At 64.5% G+C, this 23,276-nt stretch carries 25 protein-coding genes; 21 read left to right on the forward strand and 4 right to left on the reverse strand.

Going from position 1 to position 23,276, the window contains the following annotated elements:
* Positions 1 to 14: 14 nt before the first annotated feature.
* The 3 genes from hemW to rph form a co-directional block, all read right to left on the reverse strand.
* On the reverse strand, positions 15 to 1,181 hold the full coding sequence (hemW, locus tag BMY90_RS04530) for a radical SAM family heme chaperone HemW (RefSeq protein WP_092702322.1): 1,167 nt from the start codon (positions 1,179 to 1,181) through the stop codon (positions 15 to 17).
* An 11-nt stretch (positions 1,182 to 1,192) separates the two neighbouring features.
* On the reverse strand, positions 1,193 to 1,792 hold the full coding sequence (gene rdgB / locus BMY90_RS04535) for an RdgB/HAM1 family non-canonical purine NTP pyrophosphatase (RefSeq protein ID WP_092702000.1): 600 nt from the start codon (positions 1,790 to 1,792) through the stop codon (positions 1,193 to 1,195).
* A 95-nt stretch (positions 1,793 to 1,887) separates the two neighbouring features.
* Positions 1,888 to 2,622 (reverse strand): ribonuclease PH, encoded by a 735-nt coding sequence (gene rph / locus BMY90_RS04540; RefSeq protein ID WP_008213646.1) that lies wholly within the window; start codon positions 2,620 to 2,622, stop codon positions 1,888 to 1,890.
* A gap of 91 nt (positions 2,623 to 2,713) precedes the next feature.
* Here rph and BMY90_RS04545 point away from each other — a divergent pair, with 91 nt between their 5' ends.
* From BMY90_RS04545 to BMY90_RS04630, 19 genes are all read left to right on the forward strand, one after another.
* The gene (locus BMY90_RS04545; protein WP_008213647.1) at positions 2,714 to 3,574 is read left to right on the forward strand and encodes a YicC/YloC family endoribonuclease; all 861 of its coding nucleotides are present in this window, start codon (positions 2,714 to 2,716) and stop codon (positions 3,572 to 3,574) included.
* A 187-nt stretch (positions 3,575 to 3,761) separates the two neighbouring features.
* Positions 3,762 to 5,033: a tyrosine-type recombinase/integrase gene (locus BMY90_RS04550; RefSeq protein ID WP_092702002.1), complete on the forward strand. Its 1,272-nt coding sequence runs from the start codon at positions 3,762 to 3,764 to the stop codon at positions 5,031 to 5,033.
* 91 nt (positions 5,034 to 5,124) lie between these two features.
* Positions 5,125 to 5,571 (forward strand): hypothetical protein, encoded by a 447-nt coding sequence (locus tag BMY90_RS04555; protein WP_139201686.1) that lies wholly within the window; start codon positions 5,125 to 5,127, stop codon positions 5,569 to 5,571.
* Between the two features lie 61 nt (positions 5,572 to 5,632).
* The gene (locus BMY90_RS04560; protein WP_217638549.1) at positions 5,633 to 5,857 is read left to right on the forward strand and encodes a helix-turn-helix transcriptional regulator; all 225 of its coding nucleotides are present in this window, start codon (positions 5,633 to 5,635) and stop codon (positions 5,855 to 5,857) included.
* 47 nt (positions 5,858 to 5,904) lie between these two features.
* Entirely contained in the window at positions 5,905 to 6,381 is a 477-nt protein-coding gene (locus BMY90_RS04565; protein ID WP_092702006.1) for a hypothetical protein, read from the forward strand.
* Positions 6,371 to 7,930: a DUF3631 domain-containing protein gene (locus BMY90_RS04570; RefSeq protein WP_092702008.1), complete on the forward strand. Its 1,560-nt coding sequence runs from the start codon at positions 6,371 to 6,373 to the stop codon at positions 7,928 to 7,930. The genes BMY90_RS04565 and BMY90_RS04570 overlap by 11 nt, the downstream gene beginning before the upstream one ends.
* Positions 7,927 to 8,289 (forward strand): TubC N-terminal docking domain-related protein, encoded by a 363-nt coding sequence (locus tag BMY90_RS04575; RefSeq protein ID WP_139201687.1) that lies wholly within the window; start codon positions 7,927 to 7,929, stop codon positions 8,287 to 8,289. Before BMY90_RS04570 ends, BMY90_RS04575 begins: the two co-directional genes overlap by 4 nt.
* Complete coding sequence (locus BMY90_RS17555) at positions 8,286 to 8,504, forward strand: HGGxSTG domain-containing protein (RefSeq protein ID WP_139201688.1); 219 nt, start codon at positions 8,286 to 8,288, stop codon at positions 8,502 to 8,504. The genes BMY90_RS04575 and BMY90_RS17555 overlap by 4 nt, the downstream gene beginning before the upstream one ends.
* Positions 8,505 to 9,045: 541 nt before the next feature.
* Positions 9,046 to 9,786, forward strand: coding sequence for a sensor histidine kinase (locus BMY90_RS04580; protein WP_139201689.1), 741 nt, complete (start codon positions 9,046 to 9,048; stop codon positions 9,784 to 9,786).
* A complete protein-coding gene (locus BMY90_RS04585) occupies positions 9,783 to 10,433 on the forward strand; it encodes a response regulator (RefSeq protein WP_092702014.1) in 651 nt (216 codons plus the stop codon). Before BMY90_RS04580 ends, BMY90_RS04585 begins: the two co-directional genes overlap by 4 nt.
* Positions 10,434 to 11,238: 805 nt before the next feature.
* Positions 11,239 to 12,552 (forward strand): hypothetical protein, encoded by a 1,314-nt coding sequence (locus BMY90_RS04590; protein WP_245734895.1) that lies wholly within the window; start codon positions 11,239 to 11,241, stop codon positions 12,550 to 12,552.
* Between the two features lie 17 nt (positions 12,553 to 12,569).
* On the forward strand, positions 12,570 to 13,073 hold the full coding sequence (locus BMY90_RS04595; protein ID WP_092702018.1) for a hypothetical protein: 504 nt from the start codon (positions 12,570 to 12,572) through the stop codon (positions 13,071 to 13,073).
* A gap of 3 nt (positions 13,074 to 13,076) precedes the next feature.
* Positions 13,077 to 15,065, forward strand: coding sequence for a GMC family oxidoreductase (locus tag BMY90_RS04600; RefSeq protein ID WP_008213659.1), 1,989 nt, complete (start codon positions 13,077 to 13,079; stop codon positions 15,063 to 15,065).
* 227 nt (positions 15,066 to 15,292) lie between these two features.
* Positions 15,293 to 15,919: a guanylate kinase gene (gene gmk, locus BMY90_RS04605; RefSeq protein ID WP_008213660.1), complete on the forward strand. Its 627-nt coding sequence runs from the start codon at positions 15,293 to 15,295 to the stop codon at positions 15,917 to 15,919.
* 73 nt (positions 15,920 to 15,992) lie between these two features.
* Positions 15,993 to 16,829, forward strand: a complete 837-nt coding sequence (locus tag BMY90_RS04610) for an ABC transporter ATP-binding protein (RefSeq protein WP_037101018.1) — start codon at positions 15,993 to 15,995, stop codon at positions 16,827 to 16,829.
* Entirely contained in the window at positions 16,826 to 17,599 is a 774-nt protein-coding gene (gene mlaE / locus BMY90_RS04615) for a lipid asymmetry maintenance ABC transporter permease subunit MlaE (RefSeq protein WP_008213668.1), read from the forward strand. Before BMY90_RS04610 ends, mlaE begins: the two co-directional genes overlap by 4 nt.
* A 55-nt stretch (positions 17,600 to 17,654) precedes the next feature.
* On the forward strand, positions 17,655 to 18,518 hold the full coding sequence (gene mlaD, locus BMY90_RS04620) for an outer membrane lipid asymmetry maintenance protein MlaD (RefSeq protein WP_092702020.1): 864 nt from the start codon (positions 17,655 to 17,657) through the stop codon (positions 18,516 to 18,518).
* A gap of 37 nt (positions 18,519 to 18,555) precedes the next feature.
* Positions 18,556 to 19,227, forward strand: a complete 672-nt coding sequence (locus tag BMY90_RS04625) for an MlaC/ttg2D family ABC transporter substrate-binding protein (RefSeq protein ID WP_092702022.1) — start codon at positions 18,556 to 18,558, stop codon at positions 19,225 to 19,227.
* Position 19,228: 1 nt separating this feature from the next.
* Complete coding sequence (locus BMY90_RS04630; RefSeq protein WP_245734897.1) at positions 19,229 to 19,531, forward strand: STAS domain-containing protein; 303 nt, start codon at positions 19,229 to 19,231, stop codon at positions 19,529 to 19,531.
* 82 nt (positions 19,532 to 19,613) lie between these two features.
* Here BMY90_RS04630 and BMY90_RS04635 read toward each other — a convergent pair whose 3' ends face one another.
* Positions 19,614 to 20,489 carry an MlaA family lipoprotein gene (locus BMY90_RS04635; RefSeq protein ID WP_245734899.1) on the reverse strand — a complete coding sequence of 292 codons (876 nt, stop codon included), beginning with the start codon at positions 20,487 to 20,489 and terminating at the stop codon, positions 19,614 to 19,616.
* Positions 20,490 to 20,683: 194 nt separating this feature from the next.
* Here BMY90_RS04635 and rpoZ point away from each other — a divergent pair, with 194 nt between their 5' ends.
* The gene (gene rpoZ / locus BMY90_RS04640; RefSeq protein WP_092702028.1) at positions 20,684 to 20,974 is read left to right on the forward strand and encodes a DNA-directed RNA polymerase subunit omega; all 291 of its coding nucleotides are present in this window, start codon (positions 20,684 to 20,686) and stop codon (positions 20,972 to 20,974) included.
* A 136-nt stretch (positions 20,975 to 21,110) separates the two neighbouring features.
* Positions 21,111 to 23,273 carry a RelA/SpoT family protein gene (locus BMY90_RS04645; protein WP_092702030.1) on the forward strand — a complete coding sequence of 721 codons (2,163 nt, stop codon included), beginning with the start codon at positions 21,111 to 21,113 and terminating at the stop codon, positions 23,271 to 23,273.
* Positions 23,274 to 23,276: the final 3 nt, after the last annotated feature.

The raw sequence follows: 23,276 nt of genomic DNA on the forward strand, positions 1-23,276 counted from the left end.
CATGGCCCGGGGACTCAGGGCAGGAAACTGGCGATCACGTCGTTCAGGAAGCGCTGGCCGAGGGGCGTGGTGCGCAATTGCCGTGGATCGTCGGCGAGCCAGCCACGGCGGCGTGCGTCGGCCAGCGTGGCAGCAATGTGCTCCGGGGGCAGGCCGGTGCGGGCGGCGAAATCGGCCATGGGTACGCCGTCGATCAGGCGCAGCGCATTGAGCATGTATTCGAACGGCAGCTCGGTTGTGCTGATCACGCTGTCGCCGCCGATGCAGGCCGGGCTGGCGCCCGCTTCCATATAGGCTCGCGGAAGGCGCGTTTTCCAGCGGCGGTGGATTTGGCCGCTGGCGGCATCGCTGAGCTTGCCGTGGGCGCCGGCGCCGATGCCGAGGTAGTCGCCGAATTGCCAGTAGTTGAGGTTGTGCGCGCAGCGGCGGTCCGGCTGCGCGTAGGCGGAAATTTCGTATTGGCCATACCCGGCCTGGGCCAGGCGCGCTTCGCAGGCTTCCTGCATTGCCCAGGCATGATCATCGTCGGGCAGCGGCGGCGGATTGGCGGCGAAGGCGGTGTTCGGTTCCAGCGTGAGCTGGTAATGCGAGATGTGCGTGGGCGCCAAGGCGATGGCGCGTTCCACGTCGGCCAGGGCACCGTCCAGGGTTTGCTGTGGCAGCGCGTACATCAGGTCGAGGTTGATGTTGGCGTAGCCGGCATCCTGCGCCGATTTCACTGCCGCCTCGGCTTCGCTGGCCGAGTGAATGCGGCCGAGGCGCTTCAGCTTGTCATCGTCGAAGCTCTGCACGCCGAACGAGATGCGGTTGACCCCGGCGGCCAGATAGCCGTCGAAACGGCCGTGCTCGACCGTGCCCGGATTGGTTTCCAGGGTGATCTCGGTGTCATTCGCCAGCGGCAGGCGCTGGCGCACACCGTCGAGCAGGCGGCCGATCAGCTCCGGCGCGAACAGGCTGGGCGTGCCGCCGCCGAAGAAGACGCTGACGATGGGGCGGCCCTGCGCCGCTGCGCCGAAGTCGCGCAGGTCGGCATCGAGATCGGCCAGCAGGAGCTCGATGTAGTCGGCGTAAGGCGGTGGTTCGCTGCGCAAGCCATGCGAGTTGAAGTCGCAGTACGGGCACTTCTTCACGCACCACGGCATGTGGATATACAGCGACAGCGGTGGCGCGACCAGACTCATTGCGATCAGGCTCATGCGTACCGCTCGCGCAAGCGCTCGCGCAACTTCACCAGCGCCTGGCCGCGATGGCTGAGGCGATTCTTCAGCGCGTCGTCCATTTCGGCCACGCTCTGTTCGTAACCATCGGGCAGGAACACCGGGTTGTAGCCGAAGCCACCGGTGCCGCGGCCTGCTTCGAGGATGCGTCCGTGCCAGCGCGCCTCGGCGATCAGCGGCGCCGGGTCGTCGGCGTGTTGCAGCAGCACCAGTACGCAGATGAAGAACGCGCCGCGCTGGTTGCCTGGTACGCCGTCCAGTGCGCGCAGCAACTTGGCGTTGTTCGCCGCGGCGTCGCCGTGGCCGCCGCTGTAGCGCGCCGAATACAGGCCGGGCGCGCCGTTGAGATGGTTCACGCACAGGCCCGAATCATCGGCCAGCGCGGGCAGGCCGCTGGCTTGCGCGGCGTGGCGTGCCTTGAGCAGAGCGTTCTCGACGAAGGTCAGGCCGGTTTCCTCGGCATCGTCGATGCCCAGCGTGGCCTGGGGCACGACTTCGAGCCCGCTGTCGGCCAGCAATGCGCCGAATTCCTTGAGCTTGCCCGGGTTGCTGCTGGCCAGAACGATGCGTTGCATGGTGATGTGGATCTCCTGAGCCTGGTTGCCCTCACCCCGTGCTCTCTGCCGCAGGCGGGAGAGAGGGAGTGATCGTCGCGCTGCACGCGACCACGTTATTCGATGGAAGTGGCCAACGCGGCGCGTTGCGCGGCCACCAGTTCGCCGATGCCCTTTTCGGCCAGCGCCAGCAAGGCATCCATCTCGTCGCGGCGGAAGGCGTGGCCTTCGGCGGTGCCCTGGACTTCGATGAAGCCGCCACCGTCGTTCATTACCACGTTCATGTCGGTGTCGCAGTTCGAATCCTCGGCGTAGTCGAGGTCGAGCACCGGCAGGCCCTTGTAGATGCCGACCGAGACGGCGGCAATCGCGCCGACGATCGGGTTGCGCTTCAGGTTCTCGCGCTTCATCAGCAGGCTCACCGCGTCGACCAGGGCCACGTAGGCGCCGGTAATGGCCGCGGTGCGGGTGCCGCCATCGGCCTGCAGCACGTCGCAGTCGAGGGTGATCACGCGCTCGCCCAGCGCCTGGCGATTGATGCAGGCGCGCAGGCTGCGGCCGATCAGGCGCTGGATTTCCATGGTGCGGCCGCCCTGGCCACCGCGCGCGGCTTCGCGCTGCATGCGGGTGTTGGTGGCGCGCGGCAGCATGCCGTATTCGGCGGTGACCCAGCCTTCGCCCTTGCCGCGCAGCCAGGCGGGTGCCCGATCCTCGATGCTGGCGGTGCACAGTACGCGGGTGTCGCCGAAGCTGACCAGTACCGATCCTTCGGCGTGGCGGGTGTAATGGCGTTCGATGGTGACGGGGCGCAGCTGATCGCTGGCACGGCCGCTGGGGCGAGTGACGTTCATGGGGGCTTTCCTGGCTTCGCGTGGCCGGATTGGGCAGGCGGGGCGCCAGAGTTTACCATTGCGTCCTTTCCACCACCTCCGGAAGCCTCCGATGATCCGCAGCATGACGGCTTACGCCAGCGCCGAAACCACCGGTTCCGCCGGCACGCTCAGTTGCGAGCTGCGTACGGTCAATCATCGTTACCTGGAGCTGAGTCCACGCCTGCCGGACGACTTGCGCAATGCCGAGTCGCTGTTGCGCGAGCGCGTCGCGGCGAAACTGTCGCGCGGCAAGGTGGACCTGACCGTGCGTCGCAACGGCGAGTCGCGCGGAAGTTCGCTGCAGCTCGACCGGACGCTGCTGGCGCGTTTGTCCGAGCTGTCGCTGGATATGGAGGCGCAGTTCCCGCGCATGCGCGTGGAATTCACCGAACTGCTGCGTTTTCCTGGCGTGATGCAGCAAGAGGCAGTCGATCCGGAAGCACAGCAGGCGGCGCTGTTCGAGGTGCTTGATCGCGCCCTGGACGTGCTGACTGCCACCCGCGAGCGCGAAGGCGCCAAGATCGAGGAGGCGTTGCGCGACAAGCTCGACGCGATCGAACGCATCGTCGCTGACGTGCGCGGCTGGATGCCGGAAATACGCACTGCCCTGCGCGCACGGCTGGAATCGCGCCTGGCCGACCTCAAGCAGCCCGCCGACCCGGGCCGGCTGGAGCAGGAACTGGTGCTGCAGATCACCCGTTGCGACGTGGACGAAGAGCTGGACCGCCTGGCCACCCATATTGCCGAAACACGCCGCGTGCTCGGCCTGAAGGAGCCGGTCGGCCGTCGCCTCGACTTCCTGATGCAGGAATTCAATCGCGAGGCGAACACGCTGGGTTCCAAGTCGGTCGACGCGCGCACCACCAATGCCGCAGTGGAACTCAAGGTGCTGATCGAGCAGATGCGCGAACAGGTGCAAAACGTGGAATGATGTTTCATGGTGTCCAATGCCGTCCGGTGTGAAACGTTAAGTTACTGAAAGCCCGCGAATTGCGGGCTTTTTCTTGTCCGACATCCACCGATGGTGTCCATCTCCATCCGGCTGTACCCTTGTACCCAAGCTTGTACCCAATGGGTACAAATTGGCTTCGGATTGGGTACAACGTCGAGAGGTGGCTATGGGCAAGCTGTCAGACGTCGAGATACGGCACTGGATCGCTGCCGGCGAGCGGTTCGAGGGGAAGGGCGACGGCGGCGGTTTGAGTCTGCGCTATCGCCAAGGGGACGCCGTACCGCGCTGGCTGTTCCGCTACCGGCTCGCCGGCAAGCCGCGCGTGTTGCACCTGGGCAGTTACGGCACCTTGTCGCTGGCGGATGCGCGTAAGACCGCCAAAGAGATGCGGGCGCGGGTAGCGCTGGGGTACGACGTGGCCGGCGAGAAACAGGAGCGTGTGCAGGAAGCCGCCGCCAAGATCGAGGCTGCGCAGAACGCGGTCACCGTCGCCAAGCTAGCCGACGAATACCTAACCGAGCGAATCATCGGGCGGTGGAAACACCCCAACATCGTGCGCAGCCGGATCGAGCGCGATATCAAGCCGGCCATCGGCCACCTGCATCTCGCCGACGTGAAACCGTCGCACATTGACGCGCTGCTGAAAGGCATCGTGAAGCGTGGCGCCCCGACGATGGCAACGGACGTGCTGCGCTGGCTGAAAAGGATGTTCGATTACGCGATCAAGCGCGAGATGGTGCTGAGCAACCCGGCGGCGGCGTTCGATCCATCGGACGCGGGCGGCAAGGAGGAAGCGCGCGACCGCTGGCTGACCCGTGCGGAGCTGGTGCGCCTGCTGGCCGCAATGAAGGCAGCGAAGGGCTGGACGTACCAGAACACGCTGACCGTGAAACTGTTGCTGATGCTTGCGGTACGCAAGGCGGAACTGATTGAGGCGCCGATCAAGGAGTTTGATCTTGAGGCCGGTGTGTGGGCGCTTCCTGCCGACCGCACCAAGACCGGGCAGGCGGTGGATATCCCTCTGCCCCGCCAAGCCGTCGAGGCGCTGCGCGAGCTGGTGCGTCTGGCTGGGCATAGCGCGTGGCTGCTGCCGGCGCGCAAGATGCAGACGCGCATGGTTCCGCATATCGACTTGAACACCGTGGGTGCAGCCATCGCCAAGAACATCCGTCCCCTGCTGGGCGCAGACTTCCCGCCGTTCGTGGTGCACGACTGTCGCCGCACGGCGCGCACGCATTTGGAAGCGCTGGGTGTGCTGCCGCACGTTGCCGAGCGTTGCCTGAATCACAAGCTGAAAGGCGTGGTGGGCATCTACAACCGGCATGACTATTTCGAGGAGCGCGCGGACGCACTGCAACGCTGGGCCGACCTGCTGGAAGAACTGGAGGCTGGCGGCGCGGGCAAGGTTGTGCCGATCAAGAAGCGCAAGGCTGGCTGATTCGATCAAGCCGCGCCTAGCCCGACGGGGCGAACACCGGGCACCTTCCCCGGCTGGCGCGATTCCCTTTGAAGGGCGCAGAGGTGTGCGCTTGAAGAAAAAAGCTCCGACGCTTGCTGATGTGAGACGCAACCCCGAGCTATACACGAAAGAGCTTGAGGAACTGCAACGCCAATTGGCCGCCATGCCTCGTTTCGTGTCGCCGCTTGAGGATTTTCCGAAAGAGTACGTGGATGCGGTCAAAAATTGGCCGGATAGAGCGCAGGACGAACTGACAGCGGGTGACGCCGCAGAGATAATTCGCAGCGTAAAAGGTGTGCCGCGCAAGCTCGGGAGCCGCGTGTCCGGTGAGCGTCGAACATTGCAGGCCAGGGACAGCCACCAAGACTGGGCGACTGAAGCGAAGAAACTGTTGAGCGCAGGGCGTGCGCAGCACGAGATTTCCTCTATTTTGGCGCAGCGCTTTCAGGTCACCGCGCGTGCGATGCGAACGGCTCTACAAGATGAGGGCGTGCTGAAAAAAAGGAAAGTCATCTAAAGCACGCTTCCGTTTCGGTGTATCTAATCCACGACCGTCCAAACCAACAAAGGGCGGTCAAATGGCAACCGAAGTCATCCCCACGCGCTTCCTGCGCGTCTCCGATATCACCCGCAACCGCCGCACCGGCAAACCCGGCTTGCTGCCGGTCACCGCGAGTACGTGGTGGGCCTGGTGCAAGAGCGGCAAGGCTCCGCAGCCGATCAAGCTGAGTGCAGGTGTCACCGTCTGGCGCGAGGCCGATGTGCTGGCCTTCGCCGAATCGCTGGCCGTGGGTGTGCAATGACCGCCCCCAGAAACGCCACCGCCCCGACGCGGCAACGTCGAGGCGGCATGGGTAACAACAACGAGTTGCGTCATGTTAACGCGTCGCCGTCCGCGCTGCTGCTGCCGCGCCTGGAAGGCGTCATGGCGACTGGCAAGGGCTGGCGCGCATATTGTCCGCATTGCGGCGGCAAGTCTCGCAAGCTGAGCATTGCTGAAGGCGACAACGGCACCTTGTATCTGCATTGCTTTGCCGGGTGCAGCGTCCATGACGTACTCGCTGCTGTCGGCTTGCAGGTAGGCGACCTGTTCGTGCGCCGCGACCTGAAAAGCATGACACCCGCCGAGCGCAGCCAGTTGCGGCAGGCGGCGTTGCTGCCGAAGTGGCGAGCTGCCTTGGAGGTGTTGAACACCGAGGCCGGCGTGGTGCTGATCGCAGCCGACCAGCTTGCCGATAACCATCCGTTGAACGATGCCGACCTGACCCGCCTGCGCGTGGCCTGCCTGCGCATCTTCGACGCAATGGAGGTGCTGCATGCACGCTGATACCTACAGCGCCAGCATCGACGACCTGGCCGAACGTGAGGCGTTAGCGAACCCGGTTGCTGATCGTATCGAGCTGGCGCTGCGGAAGCTGGAAAGCGACCCCGGCGCGATCTTTGAAAGCGACGTGCTGGCCGACCTGATCGAGGTACGTCAGGCCGACCCGGCCCGGTATCAGCGTGTGCGTGCTGCGGCGAAAGCGGCGAAGGCCAACGTGGGCGAGCTGGACAAGCTCACGACGCCGCAGGATGACGCCGGCACCGTCGAACTGTTCCCGGAGGTGGAGCCGTGGCCTTTGCCAGTGGACGGCGCCCGCATGCTTGCCGACGTGTACAAGATCATCGCTCAGCACGTCATCGCCGATCAGCCCACGATCTGCGCGGCGGCCTTGTGGGTGGTGCACACCTACTGCATGGACGCGCTCACGGTGTCGCCGCTGGCGCATATCAGCGCGCCGGAAATGCGCTGCGGCAAGACGGTGTTGCTCACGGCGATGATGCGGCTTTGCCATCGTCCCTTGTCGGTGGCGAGCATTTCGCCTGCGGCGATCTTCCGCACGGTGGAGAAGTGGGCGCCGACGCTGGGTATTGACGAAGTGGACGCCTTCCTGAAAGACAACGAGGAAGCGCGTGGGCTTATCAATTCCGGCCTGTACCGCGAGACAGCCGTGGTCATTCGCTGCACGGGGGATGACAACACGCCCACGCAATTCAGCACCTGGGCGCCCAAGATTCTCTGCGGCATAGGTAAGTTGGCCGGCACCATCGAGGATCGTTCCATCCCGTTGCGCATGCGGCGCAAGGTCGCGGGCGAAACCGCGGCCAACATCCGGCGCTCCGATCCGCAGCCGTGGGCCGACCTGCGTTCGCAATTGACCCGCTGGACGGATGACCATCGGCAGGCGGTGGGCAGGGCGCACCCGGTGCCAGCGGCAGGGCTGGGCGACCGCGCGCAAGACTGCTGGGAGCCGTTGCTTGCCATTGCCGATGAAGCGGGCGGGGAATGGCCGCGTCGGGCGCGCGCGGCGGCGCTGGCGCTTCACGGCGTGGAGGAAGAAACCCCGAGCATCGGCGTGGAGTTGCTACGCGACGTGGAGGCAGCGTTCAAGGAGAGGCAGACCACAAGGCTTGCCAGTCGCACGCTGCTGGACATCCTGACCGGCGACGATGAGGCACCGTGGGCGACATGGAACCGAGGCAAGCCGCTGTCGGTGCGCCAGCTCGCAGCGCGGCTTTCGGAGTTCGGCATCGCGCCCAAGACAACCCGGCTTCCGAACGGCGACCGGCTCAAGGGTTACGCGCTCGCCGACTTCGCCGATGCCTTCACCCGCTACCTTTCCGCCGAGGGGGGTATTTTATCCGTGACAGCGGGACAACAGCATAACAGCGCGGTTTGCGAGGCATCGGCAACCGTGACGCATGCCGATCCGTCACGGATCGGAAAAGCCCCGGAACCCGCATCAGACAAGGCTTGTCACGGTGTCACGCTTAAAAACACCCCCCCGGAGAAAAAAGAGGAAGGCAGCACGGAACGGGAGGCTTTCGACCTATGAACACCATCGAACTAAGCCGTCAGTGTCGAGCGGCTGGCATCCGTCTACAGGCACGCGGTGATCGTCTCCACATCGAGGCACCTGCCGGCTGCGTGACTCCGGAGCTACGGCAGGCGCTGACCGAGCACAAGGCCGACCTGCTGGCACTTCACGCGATCCGTGCGCGCCTGCTGGTGCTGGCGGTGAAGCTGGGCATTCCCCGCACCGTGGTGGACGCCCTGCCGGTCGAGGAACTGGAAGCCACCGCTGAACAGACCGCCTTGTGCGAGGGCCATACGGACGGCAACGGCGACCCGCTCGCGCGCACCCTGCTGGTGTTCTATCTGAAGTGCCTGGCCGACAAGGTGGCGACCGCGTGAGCGAGCGCCAGCCCACGCGTCGAGGCACCCCGTCCGATTACGCTGGTGATGATCCGGACTTGTGCAATGCCCGCACTCGCTCCGGACAGCCCTGCCGGGCGCTGAAGCTCGCGCATGGGCGCTGCAAGTGGCACGGTGGACTGTCCACTGGACCGCGAACACAGGAAGGCCGAGCCAAGGCGCTGCGCAACCTAGCGCTACGGTGGAAACCATGAAGCCGCCGCCATCGCGGGCGCGTGTACGTACGAATGACTGCCGAAGCCATCCGCCGCCCAACCCGCCCACATCGCGCCCGTGTGTGCGCGAACAAGTCCGGCGCGTCGGGCGAGGCGCGCTGGCGAAGCTGCCGGAGCCGGGCCGCTATACTTCCCCGATGAACCTACCGCCTACCCCTGCATTCCGTTGTACCCATGCTTGTACCCACGCGGGAAAGTTGAATGGCCATTCCCTTGTCTGGCGCGGTTTTCAAGCCGCACTGTGGGTTTAGGTGCAGTCGAGTAATTGCATCGTGCCCCGGTGACGCCGTCCGGCCGTGTAGCTGCATGCACATTCCTATCGCGCATGGCTGTCACGGCGCTGGCGTGCGCCGTGATTCCGTATTGCGCACACGCTGGCAGAACTTTTGCTGGCCGCGATGGTAGATTATGACGACTCGCTGCATGGCCTGTGGCCATGCTGTCGTCCGTGGTGTGGACAGTGCAATCGGTCGCTGGGCGTCGGATCGCCCACCGCGGGCCGGGAAGGCGGGAGGGGGATATGTCGTCGATACACGAGGCTGTTGACGGTGTAGTGCCAGGCGCGGCTCACGGGCGGTCGTCTGCGGGCGCCGCGCTGCCCGATGCTCAGTTGATACAGCAACTCCACGACGGTCCTTCGCAATGGATGGCACTCGCGCTGCTCCAGCTGGATCGCGCACTCAGTACGGGACGGCAAGTGGATGCCCGGTTGCTGGACGGTGTCCGCACGCTTCTGAGCGAAGCGACGCGAAGTATTCGCGGCGTACTGGAGGATTGGTGTGACACTGAATTGCCACCCGCCATGTCGATGGTGGATGCGTTGTCGGATCTTGGTCTGCGAGTAGCTGCACTGACCGGATTGAGCTTGCGGGTGCAGTGCGATAACCCAGCGACTGATCCCCCCGCCACCGTGTCCTTCACTGTGCTGAACGTAGCGCAGGAAGTGCTACTGAATACCTGCAAACACGCTCCCGGTGCGCATGCTGCCATGCGTTTGCGTGCTATCGGCAGCGGTTTCGAATTGTCCATTTGCGACGATGGCCCCGGTTTCGACCCCGTGGCGATGTATCGTCGCCACGACATCGTGGGTGGACTCGGACTGGGTGCACTGCCTCGACGCATGACCAGCGTGGGCGGGAGCTTCAGTATCCTCAGTCGCCCCGGGCACGGCACTCAGGTCCTGATCCGATGGCCGGCCATTGCCGGGTGTCGCGATAGCCACGGCCATGGTGGCTGTCGCCCGGACGTGTCGGCGCGATGAACGTCAGAGTCATTTTGGGAGATGACCATGTCATGCTGCGCGAAGGCTTGGTTGCCTTGCTGCAGAATGAACCGGACATTGACGTGGTGGGACATGCCGGTCACGGCTTGGATCTGCTTCGCTTGGCGCGAGAGTTGCGTCCCGACGTGGTGATCGCGGATGTTGCCATGCCGCTACTGACCGGGATCGAGGTGGTGCGGCGCATACGGGGCGAAATATTGCCAAGCAAGGTGCTGTGCCTCTCGGTAAGTGCGCAGCCGGGGCAAGTTACTGAGGCGCTGGAAGCAGGCGCCTCGGGTTACGTGCTGAAGGAAAACTGTTTCGATGATCTGGCGCGGGCGATTCGCCACGTTTTCAATAATCAGGTTTTCCTGAGCACCGAACTCGTGGCTCCCATGATGAGTACATACAAGGCTGGCGGCGATAGGCGCATTGTCGCAATGCCGCCGCCGTTGACTTGGCGTGAGCGTGAGGTCACCCGGCTTTTTGCTGAAGGTTGCTCCACGCAACAAGTAGCCAAGCGGCTGCACATCAGCACCAAGACGGTGGCGACCCATCGGGCCCACGTATTCCGCAAGCTCAACATAAGCAGCCTTGCTGAGCTGACACGTTTTGCTGTGAAGCATGGCCTTACTCCGCTGGACTGACTTCCCGACATGCAGCGATGCAGCTGCAGAATGATCGTGCACGTTCTTTCAGCGGGTTTGTTCGTGGAGGCTCGGACGCCGAGAGGAAGAGTGTTTTTGTGCGTCTTCGGCATCAGCAAAACGGAGGGCAATATCAGCAGATTGCCGATAGGGCGTAACGGAAGCCTGCGGCTATGCTGCAAGCGTGCCTTTTGCCGCTTTCCGCAGTTGGTGCATGACCATTCGGCGGGACGGGGACGCAACGGCATCAAGGCTCGCGGCTGATGGAAGCATTGGCAGTTCAGCACAAGGACGCCGACGGCTTTCTGCCGCAGTTGTACGTGCGCATCTAAGCCTCGTGGAGAGGGGGGCTTGGCCGGGTGATGCTGTGCTGCTATGCCAGACAAACTGGCGCAGTTGAGCTCGCACGTCTATGTGCATGGCAGCGAGATCCATCTGGGACCAGTGCAAGAAAAGTATTTGCAGCGTGGGTCTGGGGACATGGCCTAGTCGGGGCAGGTGCAGGTGCGACCATCAATGGGAACGCGTGCATGCAGTGGGAGACGGCTGCGATGGGAGCAAGAGTGTTGCAACTGAAGTGAAGCTGTGACAGCCATCGGATGGTTTGTCCGGTGGTGACGGCTAGTTCACTGCGTGCGTGGTTTGCGCAGACATGTGTGGGATGTCGCGAGTTGCGGTCTGCAAGAGGCGCCTGAGGCGGGGAGGGCGCGTCAATGTCCCTGCCAGACCGTAGAGGATGATGCTCATGAAGAACCATATCCCGTCTTTGCGTTTGTTACATTTGCGCCGAGCGTGGCCATTGGGGGTGGCCGCCTCTGGTTTGCTGGTAGCGTTTCTTGCCCAGGGCATGGCGCCCGATGTGTCGGGCGCGGGCAAGCAGGCGGCCACGGTGCCGGTGCTCAGTCCGACGATTCCGCTGGAGATCACTGTGACCTCGCCGCCGAGCCCGCCCACGCTGGCGTCGCTGCAGCACGATTTCGACGTGTTTTCGTGGCAGATGTTCGTGGCGTTGAACTGGCCGGCGAATGCCGACGGCTCGCCCAACACCAAGCTGACCATTGGCCAGGCGCCGCGCGATTCGGTGGTCTGGCAGCACTGGCGCGAGAGCCGCAGCATTTTCCTGCCCAAGGGGGAAACGCCGCCGCCGTGGGGGCAGAACACGCCGTTGCCGGCGGTGTGCAGCGGCATCAATCCGAAGACCTTGCCGCCGAACACCTTGCGGTTGACCCAGATCGGCAAGACGCCGAACCTGCTGGACGAGAGCAGCGAGCCGTTCAAGACCGGTCCGCTGATCGACCAGAACGGCCGCTATACGCGCTACGAGATCCTCACCAACGAAACGATGTTCAACTACATCCTCGGCAATACGCTGTATTCGAAGGCGGGGCAGCAGGCGTTCAATGCCGATGCCGATTTCCCGTCGAGCGATCCCAAGGCCGCGCAGGTCGGCTCGATCATGGTAAAGGCGGCGTGGGTGGAGATGGGCGGCAAGTACGACCCGTCGAAGTTCTTCACCGCCTGGGCGCTGGTCTATGACAACCCCGCCGAGCAGCACGGCGTGAAGCCGTTCTGCAAGCTTGAAAAAGTGGGGTTGGTGGGCTTGCACATCGCGCACAAGACCGCCGATGAGCCGCAGTGGATCTGGTCCACGTTCGAGAACGTGGCCAATGCCCCGACGCAGGGCGAGAAGCTGCAACGCAGCGCGTACAACTTCTTCGATCCGGCCTGCAAGGATTGCCAGGTGAACGAGCCGCCGCCGCGTCCATGGAACCCGGAGAACGCGTACACCAAGCCGTCGCAGATCGAGCGGGTGATCGCGATCACGCCCGAGGCGAAGCGGCTCAACGACAGCTTCCATCGGGCGTTGGCCGCGGTGACGCCCAACTCGGTCTGGCTCAATTACGAGTTGGTGAGCACGCAGTGGCCGACCAATGCCAGCAGCCGGATCGATCCGACCGGGGTGCCTGCGCCGTCGTTCCTGGCCAACACCACGCTGGAAAGCTACATCCAGGGCGAGGTCAAGCAGACCTCCAGCAGTTGCATGGCATGCCACAACAACGCCACCACCACGGCGGGCAAGTCCGCCGATTTCACCTACCTGCTGCAACGCGCCCAATAACCCGGAGGGACACCGACATGAGCGATACCATGGACAACTTCATCGGCCTGAGCGCGGTGCTGACCGGCTTTGCCAGCAGCATTCTCGCGCCCGGCCTCGACCCGGTGAACATCAAGGCGGAATACCTGCCTTTTTTCACGGCCAAGGTGGCCGCGGAAAGCGGCAACCCGCAACTGGTCGACAGCATCTTCGCCAAGTACGCGTCGCTGGCGGCGCAGCAGTTGAGCGACCAGCAGATCGGCACGGCCATGCTCGACCCGGCCAATGGCGCGGACTTCGTGCTGGCCTGCCGCAAGCTGATCTTCATGTGGTACTCGGGCGCGTGGCCCACCCTGATACCAGCCAGCGCCAGCGCCCCGGCCAGCACGGTCAGCGACCTGATCTCGGCCAAGAGCTACACCTGCGGGCTGGCCTGGCAGGTCATGCAGTCGCATCCGATGGGCGATTCCAACTACCGCTACGGCTACTGGAACAGCCAGCCGCCGGCACTCAACGACTACACCGGCCAGCAAGGAGCGTGACCCATGAGCAATCCAACCTATGACCTGGTGATTGTCGGCTCCGGCATCGCCGGCGCCATCGTGGCCCATCAACTGGGTCGGCAGGGCAAGAAGGTGTTGATCCTCGAAGCCGGTGCGCCGGTGCCGGTGGATCGCAGCGGCTACATGCAGACTTTCTTCAAGGCCAACGCGAAGACGCCCGAATCGCCGTACCCGCCGACGACGCAGAACCCGACCGCGGCCACGCCGGATAACCCGCTGGGCCTGCCCGATCCGGCCACCGAAAACGCGCCGCGCTACACCGTGCTGCAGATCGGCGCCTGGCGCAATCCGAAGCAGTGCTACTTCGACTATCCTCCGCAGCCGCCCTATCTCAAGGGCGACAGTCCGGAAGTCACCTTCGCCTTCGCCAGCTCGTACGAACGCATCGGCGGCGGCACCACCTGGCACTGGCTGGGCACCAGCCTGCGCCTGTTTCCCACCGATTTCACGCTGAAGACGACCTACGGGCACGGTGTGGACTGGCCCGGTGGGCAGACCTTCTACCAGGCGCTGGTGCCCTACTACGAGAAGGCGACCGACGTGATCGGCGTCTCTGGCGACAAGACGCAGCTCGACACGCTCTACACCCAGTTCAAGGTGTCGCCCAGCGGCCAGTATGGCCCCGACTACGATTACCCGATGCCGGCCATCGTCGACTCCCTGGTCGATCAGGCTTTCGACGTGCCGGCGGTCACCACGCTCACCGTCGACGGCAACCCGGTCTACCTCACGCCCACGCCGCAGGGGCGCAACTCGCTGCCGGGGGACCGGCGCCAGTGCGCCGGCAATACCAACTGCATTCCGATCTGTCCGATCCAGGCCAAGTACGACGCCACCGTGACCCTGGGCGACGCCTTGCAGACCGGCAACGTGGAGATCCGCTATCGCTGCGTGGCCAGCAACATCCGCGTCGACGACGACACCGCCGAAGTCGTCGGCATCGACTACATCAGCTACGACGAGCACACCGGCGACGCCACCGGTTCGGGCACGGTGACCGCGAGCAAGTATCTGTTGGCGGCGCACGCCATCGAGACACCCAAGTTGCTGCTGATGTCGAACAAGAACAAGAACTTTCCGAACGGCGTGGCCAATTCCAGCGGGCAGGTCGGACGCAACCTGATGGACCACGTGATGTACCTGGCCTGGGGCTTGGCCAAGGATCCGGTTTACGCCTTTCGCGGCCCGCTCTCCACCTCGGGTATCGAGTCGTTGCGCGATGGTGCGTTCCGCAAGAATCGATCGGCCTATCGCATCGAGATCGGCAACGAGGGCTGGCAATGGGCGGCCAACGATCCGTTCACCACGCTGGCGGATTTCGTGTTCGGACAGGATACCAACCAGCTCAACGGCAACGCGGTGAACCCGCAGGGGCAGCCGTTGCGCTTCAACCCGAACCTGCCCGCGAACAGCCAGCTTTTCGGCGCGCAACTGGTCGATACGCTCAACGGCATCTACGTGCGCCAGATCCGGCTGGGCTACCTGATCGAGCAACTGCCCGATCCGGACAACCGGGTCGAACTGTCGCCCACCGAGACCGATCATCTTGGCCTGCCGCGTCCGCGGGTCACCTATCGCATTCGCCAGGATTACGAGCGCGACGGTTTCGTTTCTGCCAAGCAGGTGTCCACGGAAATCTTCAACGCCATGGGCGCCACCGAGTACACCAGGACGCCGCCGGCACCGGTGCTGTACGGCGCGGCCGACCAGGTCACCGCTACCAACTTCCAGTACCAGGGCAACAACTTCACCTTCTACGGCGCCGGGCATATTGCCGGCACTTACCGTATGGGTGACAGCAAGTCCGACTCGGTGCTGAATGCCCGCCAGCAGTCGTGGGACCACGGCAACCTCTACATGGTGGGCAGCGGCGTATTTCCCACCATTGCCACGGGAAATCCGACGCTGACGATTGCCGCACTGGCGCTGCAGGCGGCCGACAATATCCTGCAGGACCTTGCCGCAGCGTAGCTGCGAAAGCGTATAGTGCGAATCGCGTCGGGAGGCGGATACTCTTCAGTTTCCCGGCGCGTCAGTCTCCTGGCCCGGAGTGCATGTCGACGCTCCCGCTATACTTGCCCGGATGAAATCCACCTCGCTTTCCCGCTCGCCCCGCTCGCCGTGCAGCCAACGCGGTTTCACTGGCCCGCTTCGGTGTCGTGTACAGCGTAGCCACACGATCGAGCAAGGGCACTGAAATGGAAAAACCGTGCGGCACGCTGTTCATCGTTGCGGCTCCCTCGGGTGCGGGCAAGTCGACTCTGGTCAATGCCTTGCTGGAGGGCGATCCGGCGATCTCGCTGTCGGTGTCGCATACCACGCGGGCGCCGCGGCCGGGTGAGCAGTACGGGCGGCATTACTACTTTCTGGAGCGCGCGGAGTTCGAGCGCGAGATTGCCGAGGGCGTGTTCCTGGAGCATGCCGAGGTGCACGGCAATCTTTATGGCACCTCGCGTCGCACCGTGCAGGAACTGCTGGCGCAGGGGCATGACGTGTTGCTGGAGATCGACTGGCAGGGCGCGCAGCAGATCCGCGCCAGCAAGCCCGATTGCGTCAGCGTGTTCATCCTGCCGCCATCGCGGGTCGAGCTGGAGCGCCGCCTGCGTGGCCGCGGCTCGGATGCGCCGGAGGTGATCGAGCGCCGCCTGCACAATTCGCGCGGCGAGATTGCGCATGCGCACGAGTTCGATTTCATCATCGTCAATGATCGCTTCGACGACGCGCTGGAGGACTTGCGCGCGATCGTGCACGCGGTACGTCAGCGCAGCGCGTTGCAGTGGAAGCGGCATGAATCGTTGATCGCCGAATTGCTGGCGGCTGAATGAGTCCGACTCGCGACCGATGGTCTTCTGGCCGCGCTTCGGCTACCTTGCTTGCTTTTCCTGTACCCGGCAGTTCATGACCATGCCCGTACCCAACACGCCTGACGAGCAAACCCTGGTGCGCATTCGTGGCCTGACCACGGTGCTCAGCGGCAAGAAGGTGTTCGACGGGCTGGATCTGGACATCCCGCGCGGCAAGGTCACCGCCATCATGGGCCCGAGCGGCACCGGCAAGACCACCTTGCTCAAGCACATCACCGGGCAGATGCGCGGCGATGCAGGCGAGGTGCGGGTGGACGGGCGGAACGTGCCGGAGCTGGGTCGCGAGCAGTTGTACGCATTGCGCGAGCGGATCGGCTACCTGTTCCAGAATTCCGCGTTGCTGACCGATTTCGACGTGTTCGAGAACGTGGCCTTCCCGCTGCGCCAGCACACCAGGCTGCCGGAAGTGCTGATTCGCAACATCGTGTTGACCAAGTTGCAGGCGGTGGGTCTGCGCGGGGCGGCGGCACTGGAGCCGAGCGAGCTGTCCGGCGGCATGGCGCGGCGCGTGGCGCTGGCGCGGGCGATCGTGTTCGACCCGATGCTGATTCTCTACGACGAACCGTTCGTCGGCCTCGATCCGATCGCACTGAACCAGGTGCTGAAGCTGATTCGCACGCTGAACCAGACGCTGGGCATCACCAGCGTGCTGGTGGCGCACGAACTGGAGGCGATCAAGCAGGTGGCCGACCATGTTTACCTGATCGCCAACGGCAAGGTGGTGGCGCAGGGCGATCCGAAAACCATTGCCGACGATGGCTCGCCGTGGACGCGGCAGTTCTTCGGTGGCGAGGCCGACGGCCCGGTGCCGTTCCAGTACCCCGCCGGCGATTACGCCGAGGCGCTGGGATTTTCGCGGAGTAGTCCATGAACGCGCAGGTTGGACGCGACAATATCGTGACCCAGTCGCTGGGCCAGATCGGCGATTGCGGGCTGTTCCTGCTGCGCATCCTGGCGGCGGTTCCGCGCAGCATGCGCCATGCGCTCGAAACGGTGCGCCAGTTGTGGTTCGTGGGCGCGATGAGCCTGACCATCATCATGGTCTGCGGCCTGTTCGTGGGCATGGTGCTGTCGTTGCAGCTGTACCACGTACTGTCGATCTTCGGCGGCACCGCGGCCACCGGCACGGTGGTGGCGATCGCGATCTACCGCGAGTTGGGCCCGGTGGTCACCGCGCTGCTGTTCGCCGGTCGCGCCGGTACCTCGATCACCGCCGAGATCGGCCTGATGCGCGCCACCGACCAGATTGCCGCGATGGAGCTGATGGCGGTCGATCCGCTGGCCTACGTGGTGGCGCCGCGCTTTCTCGCCGGACTGATCGCGATGCCGCTGCTGTGCTGCGTGTTCTGTGCGATGGGCATCTTTGGCGGTCATCTGGTTGGCGTGACCTGGCTGGGCATCGACAACGGCACGTTCTGGTCGAACATGACCGCCACCGTCGACGTGTGGCAGGACATCGTCAATGGCGTGATCTGGAAGAGCCTGGCGTTCGGTGCCGTGGTCTCGCTGATCGCGGTGTTCCAGGGCTTTACCGCGCCGCCGACCAGCGAGGGCGTGGCCTACGCGACCACGCGTACGGTGGTCGCCTCGTCCATCGCCATCCTGGCGCTGGATTTCGTGCTGACCGCCTTCCTGATGTGACCATGCCGATGTCGACCGCCGCCATGACTACCCGTTTCTTTTCGAGGATGATGCCGTGAGCCAGAGAAAATCCTATGCCGTCGGCACCGGCCTGTTCATCGTGCTCGGCTTCGCCGCGCTCGCCTACCTTGCCACCCAGACCAGTTCGGTGGCCAACCGCCACCAGGGCGACAGTTACACCGTCGATGCCCAGTTCACCAATGTCGGCCAGCTCAAGGAGCGTGCGCCGGTGAAGGTGGCAGGCGTGCGCATCGGCCAGGTGCAGTCGATCGAGCTGGAACCCGGCAAGCCGGTGGCCGACGTGAAACTGTCGATCGACAAGCGCTACGCCTCGATTCCTGCAGATTCGGTGGCGAGCATCTTCACCAGCGGCCTGCTCGGCGACCAGTACGTGGGCATCGAGTACGGCCATGCGAAGACCTTCGTGGCCGCTGGCGGCAAGCTCGCGCTGACGCATTCCAGCCAGCCGCTGGAGGCGATGATCGGCAAGTTCTTCGGCGCCGGCGGGGTGAACGACAATATCGGCGGCACTTACCAGGTGACGGCCAACTTCACCAATATCGGCACCTTGTCGGTCGGTGCGCCGGTGAAGATGGCTGGCGTGGTGATCGGCCAGGTCGCAGCGATTCAGGCCGATCCAGTGAAGCTGGATGCCAAGGTCACCCTGGCCATCGACGACACCTTCAACAAGATCCCCGACGATTCGTCCGCCGCGGTGTTCACCAGCGGTTTGATCGGCAGCCAGTACGTTGCGATCCAGCCCGGCGGTTCGCCGGACAACCTCAAGAACGGTGAGGAGATGATCCTGACCCAGTCGGCCATGCAGCTGGAAGACCTGATCGGCAAGTTCCTGGTCAACGGTTCTCCGGGCGACAAGCCCGGCAGCGGCTCATCGTCCACCCCTGCCGGCAAGCATTGAGCCGGTGCCCCGAATTCGAATTCCCAGGAGTCTTCCCATGTTGCGCAACTTGGTTCTTGCCACCGCCCTTGTGCTGGGAGGCGCGATTGCCGCTCCGGCCTTCGCCCAGAATGCCGCCAGCCAGGCCCCGGCCACCGACCAGTCGCCGGTGCAGATCGTGCAGGGCATCGCCCATCAGCTCGATACCGCCGTCGCCGGGCACCATGCCGAGCTGGCGAAGAACAAGGAAAAGCTGATCTCGATCATCAACGAGATCTTCCTGCCGCACTTTGACGTGGATTACGCCTCGATCCTGGTGCTGGGCCAGCACGCACGTGCTGCCACGCCGGAGCAGCGCGCCCGCTTCGCCAAGGCGTTCTACAACTCGATCACCCACCGCTATGCGGAAGGCCTGCTCAACTACACACAGGGCGCGGTGCACGTGCTGCCGTTCAATGGCGACCTCAACAGTCGCCGTACCGTGGTGCGTACCCAGGTGGTGATGAGCAACGGCAAGACCATCTCGGTGGACTACGCGTTCCGCAAGACCCAGAGTGGCGAGTGGAAGGCCTACGACGTGATCATCGAGGGCATTTCCTACATCACCAACTACCGTAACCAGGTCGATGCGGAAATCCGCAAGGTCGGCATCGACCAGCTGATCAAGAATCTGGAGACCCAGGGCGCGCAGGCGCTGAAGTCGATGGAGCAGGACAAGCAGGGCCATTGACGTGACGAGCGGCGAAAGCTTCCGCCTGGACAGCAGCGTGCTGGATACCGTGGCGGTATCCGGCACGCTCAGCTTTGCCACTGCTGCTGCTGCGCTGGCTGCGCTGAATGCGGCGCTCGGCCAGGGCCCGCGCCACCAGCTCGACCTGGCGGCGGTACAGGGCTGCGACAGCGCCGGCCTAGCCTGCGTGCTGGCGGTGCTGGCTGACGCCGCAGAGCAGGGGCGACCGGTGCGCGTGCTGAACGCGCCGGCGGGTATGCGCACACTGGCGCAGGTCAGTGGCGTGGCTCCGATGCTGGCTTGAGATCCCGATCTTGATGCACACATGAAAACGGGGCCGATTGGCCCCGTTTTCATGTGTGCTGACGGTATTGCGCGGCGACGCTTCAGCCGTGTCCGGTGGTACCGGCTGGCAGGGTTGCCCCCTTCGCGTTGGCCGGCTTGGCGGCGCCGTCGTCGTTCTTCTTCTCCCACTGATGCTGCTCTTGAAGCAACTGGTCGGGATCGAAGCCTTTCTGGTCAAGGCCTTGCATGCGCTCGATCACGTCGGCGGGCGGGTTGCCGTCGTACAGCTTGTACAGACGATGCTGCCGATAGGCATCACGCAGGAATGCATAGGGGTCGTAGGCGGATTCCAGGAAACTTTCCGCGTCGATCGCCTGCGCGCGCAGCGATACCAGATACAGCACGGAGGGGATGTAGTACACGCCGTGGTGGAACTTGTGGTTGCTGGTGAGGTAATGCAGCGGATCGAAGAAGTAGCTGTCCACCGGCAGGCGCCACACGTCGCGCATGGTGGTGGGGCCGATCAGTGGCAGCATCAGGAAGTCGCCTTCCGGCACGCCCCAGCGCGCCAGCGTGATGCCGAAGTCGGTATCGCCATCCGGAATGCCCATGGCCGTAGCCGGGTCGAAGATGCCGCCGATACCCAGGGTGAGATTGACCAGGAAGCGGCCGGAACCTTCCAGTGCCTGCTTCGGGCGCGCCTGCAGCAGGTCGTTGGCCACCGTGATGGGCATGCGCAGGTTGGAGAAGAAATTGCTGACCGAGCGCCGCACCGGCGGGTTGGTCACCTTGCGGTAGCCGACGGCCACCGGTCGAATGGCCAACTTGTCCACGGTATCGTTGAAGGCGTAGACCTTGCGGTTGAAGTGCTGCAAGGGATCGTCGGTGCGCGGGGGCGCCACGGCGCAGCCGGCGACGGCCAGCACGGCGCAGAGTGCGACAAGCCTGGACAACGGGAAGCGGAAGGATGAAGGCATCGGCAGGGGGTCCGCTGCGGAGGAGGGGGAGGAGATAATTGTACTGCTTGGTTTTATATTCTGCACGATCCGCGAGCAGACGGTGCCATATCGTTGCCTGACCGCCCATGATACGTGGCCTTGCATTGCCAGCCAAGCGCGCGCTGGCTACACTGTCATTCTGTATAAGTCGCTTTATCGCTTAAGGATTTCACATGGCACGCATTACCGTGGAAGACTGCCTCGAGGTGGTCGACAACCGATTCGAGCTGGTTCTGATGGCGACCAAACGCGCCCGGCAGCTCGCCAAGGGTGCCGATCCGGCCGTCAACCCCGACAACGACAAGCCGACGGTGCTGGCCCTGCGCGAAATCGCGGACCGTCGCATCGACCAGGCCACCATCGACGAAATCGACAAGGCCGAGCGCGAGCGCGCCGAGCGCGAGGCGCTGGAGTGGGCTGCGGCCGAGGTCGACGACGACCTTTCCAAGGGCGGCGACGACTGATGGACGACGGCGGCTGTCGATCCCGCAGTCGCCTGGCCGGCCCCGCCGGCATGTCTGATCGCGCCCTGTTCGCAGGGGGCGTCCCCTGCCGTCGCGAAACCATGGAGGCGGGCGCCTGAGCGGGCCCCGCATATCGATGCCGGCGGCCACGCATCCTCCCTTGGATCCGTCCGTGCTGCCTCCCTACGTGCTGGCGCTGAGAGAGCGCCTCGGTTACCTCCCCGAAAGCCAGATCGAGCGTGTGCTGCGTGCCTACGAAGTGGGGGCGCACGCCCACGAGGGGCAGGCGCGCAAGAGCGGCGAGCCCTACATCACGCATCCGGTCGCGGTCGCCGGCATCCTGGCCGAGCTGGGCATGGATGCCGAGACCATCATCGCGGCCATCCTGCACGACACGCTTGAGGACACCGAGCTCAGTCGCAGCGCGCTGGCCAGTGAGTTCGGCGAAACCGTGGCCGAGCTGGTCGACGGCGTCACCAAGCTGGACAAGATGAAGTTCGGCAGTCGCCAGGAGGCGGACGCGGAAAGTTTCCGCAAGATGCTGTTGGCGATGGCGCGCGACTTGCGCGTGATCCTGATCAAGCTGTCCGACCGCCTGCACAACATGCGCACGCTGGGCGCCAAGGATGCGCCGTCGCGTCGCCGCATCGCGCGCGAGACACTGGAAATCTACGCGCCGATCGCCCAGCGCCTGGGCATGAACAAGATCAAGGCCGAGCTGCAGGACCTCGGTTTCCGCGCGCTGTATCCCGACCGCTACCGCGTCATCAGCGAGCGCATCCGCGCGGCGTTGGGCAATCGGCGCGAGGCGATGGGCAAGATCGAGGAGGCGCTGTCCGCACGCCTGGCGGCCGACCAGTTGCCGGCGCGCGTGGTAGGGCGGATCAAGTCGCCGTGGAGCATCTATTCGAAGATGCACAGCGAGCACAAGAGTTTCGCCCAGCTGATGGATGTGTACGGTTTCCGCGTGGTGGTCGACAGCGCGATGAGCTGCTACATGGCGCTCGGCGTGGTGCACGCGCTGTACAAGCCGGTGGATCGTCGCTTCAAGGACTTCATCGCGATCCCCAAGGCGAACGGCTACCAGTCGTTGCACACGGTGCTGCTGGGGCCGTTCGGCGCGCCGATCGAGGTGCAGGTCCGCACCGCCGAGATGGACTCCGTGGCCGAGAGTGGCGTGGCTGCGCACTGGGCCTACAAGACCGACAGCGGTCCGGCCAATAGCGCGCAGGCGCGGGCGCGCGAGTGGCTGTCCTCGCTGGCCGACAGCTCGGTGCATACCGCCTCGTCGGCCGAGTTCATCGAGAACGTCAAGATCGACCTGTTCCCGGACGAGGTCTACCTGTTCACGCCGCGTGGCGACATCCTGGCATTGCCACGCAACGCCACCGCGCTGGACTTCGCCTATGCCGTGCATACCGACGTGGGCGACCATGCCGTGGCTGCCCGCGTGGACAAGAAACTGCTGCCCCTGCGCACGCGGCTGGAATCCGGGCAACTGGTGGAAATCATCACCGCGCCGTCGGCGGTGCCAAACCCGGCGTGGCTGGAGGTGGTGGTCACCGGCAAGGCACGTACCGCGATCCGCCAGTACCTGAAGCATCTGCAGCACGAGGACGCGGTGGACTTCGGCCATCGCATGCTCGATCGCGCGCTGGACGCGCTGGGCAGCAGCCTGGAAGTGATCCCGCCCACGGTGCTGGACCGCTTCCTGCACGAGTCGAAGTTCAAGCGGCTGGAAGAGTTGCTGTCCGATATCGCGCTGGGCAATCGCATGCCCGACCAGGTGGCCAGCCAGCTGGTTGCCACTCGCGGGCGGCGTTCGCATGAGGCCTCCGCGCTCGTGCATCCGGCCGAGAAGATCCGCATTACCGGCGCCGAGCGTGGCGTGCTCAGTTTCGCCAATTGCTGTCATCCGCTGCCGGGCGACGAGATCATCGGTTACCTGTCCTCGGGCAAGGGCATCGTGGTGCATCGGGCCGAATGTCCGAACGTGGTCGAGTTGCGCAAGTCGCCCGAGCGTTGCGTGGGCATCGAATGGGATCGCGACGTGCAGGGCGATTACCGCGCCGAACTGCGCATCGAGGTGATCAATCGCCCCGGCGTGCTGGCCACCATCGCCGCGGCGATCGCGGCGGCCGATTCCAACATCGAGAATGTCGAGTACGTCGAGCGCGACCTGGCCGCGGCCACCTTGCTGTTCACCATCGAGGTGAGGAATCGCAAGCACCTGGCCGACGTGATGCGCCGCGTACGTCGCACCGGCGTGGTCAGCGGCGTGTACCGGTATCCGCTGTAGGGC

It is taken from the genome of Rhodanobacter glycinis (assembly GCF_900114325.1).
GTDB classification, from domain to species: domain Bacteria; phylum Pseudomonadota; class Gammaproteobacteria; order Xanthomonadales; family Rhodanobacteraceae; genus Rhodanobacter_A; species Rhodanobacter_A glycinis.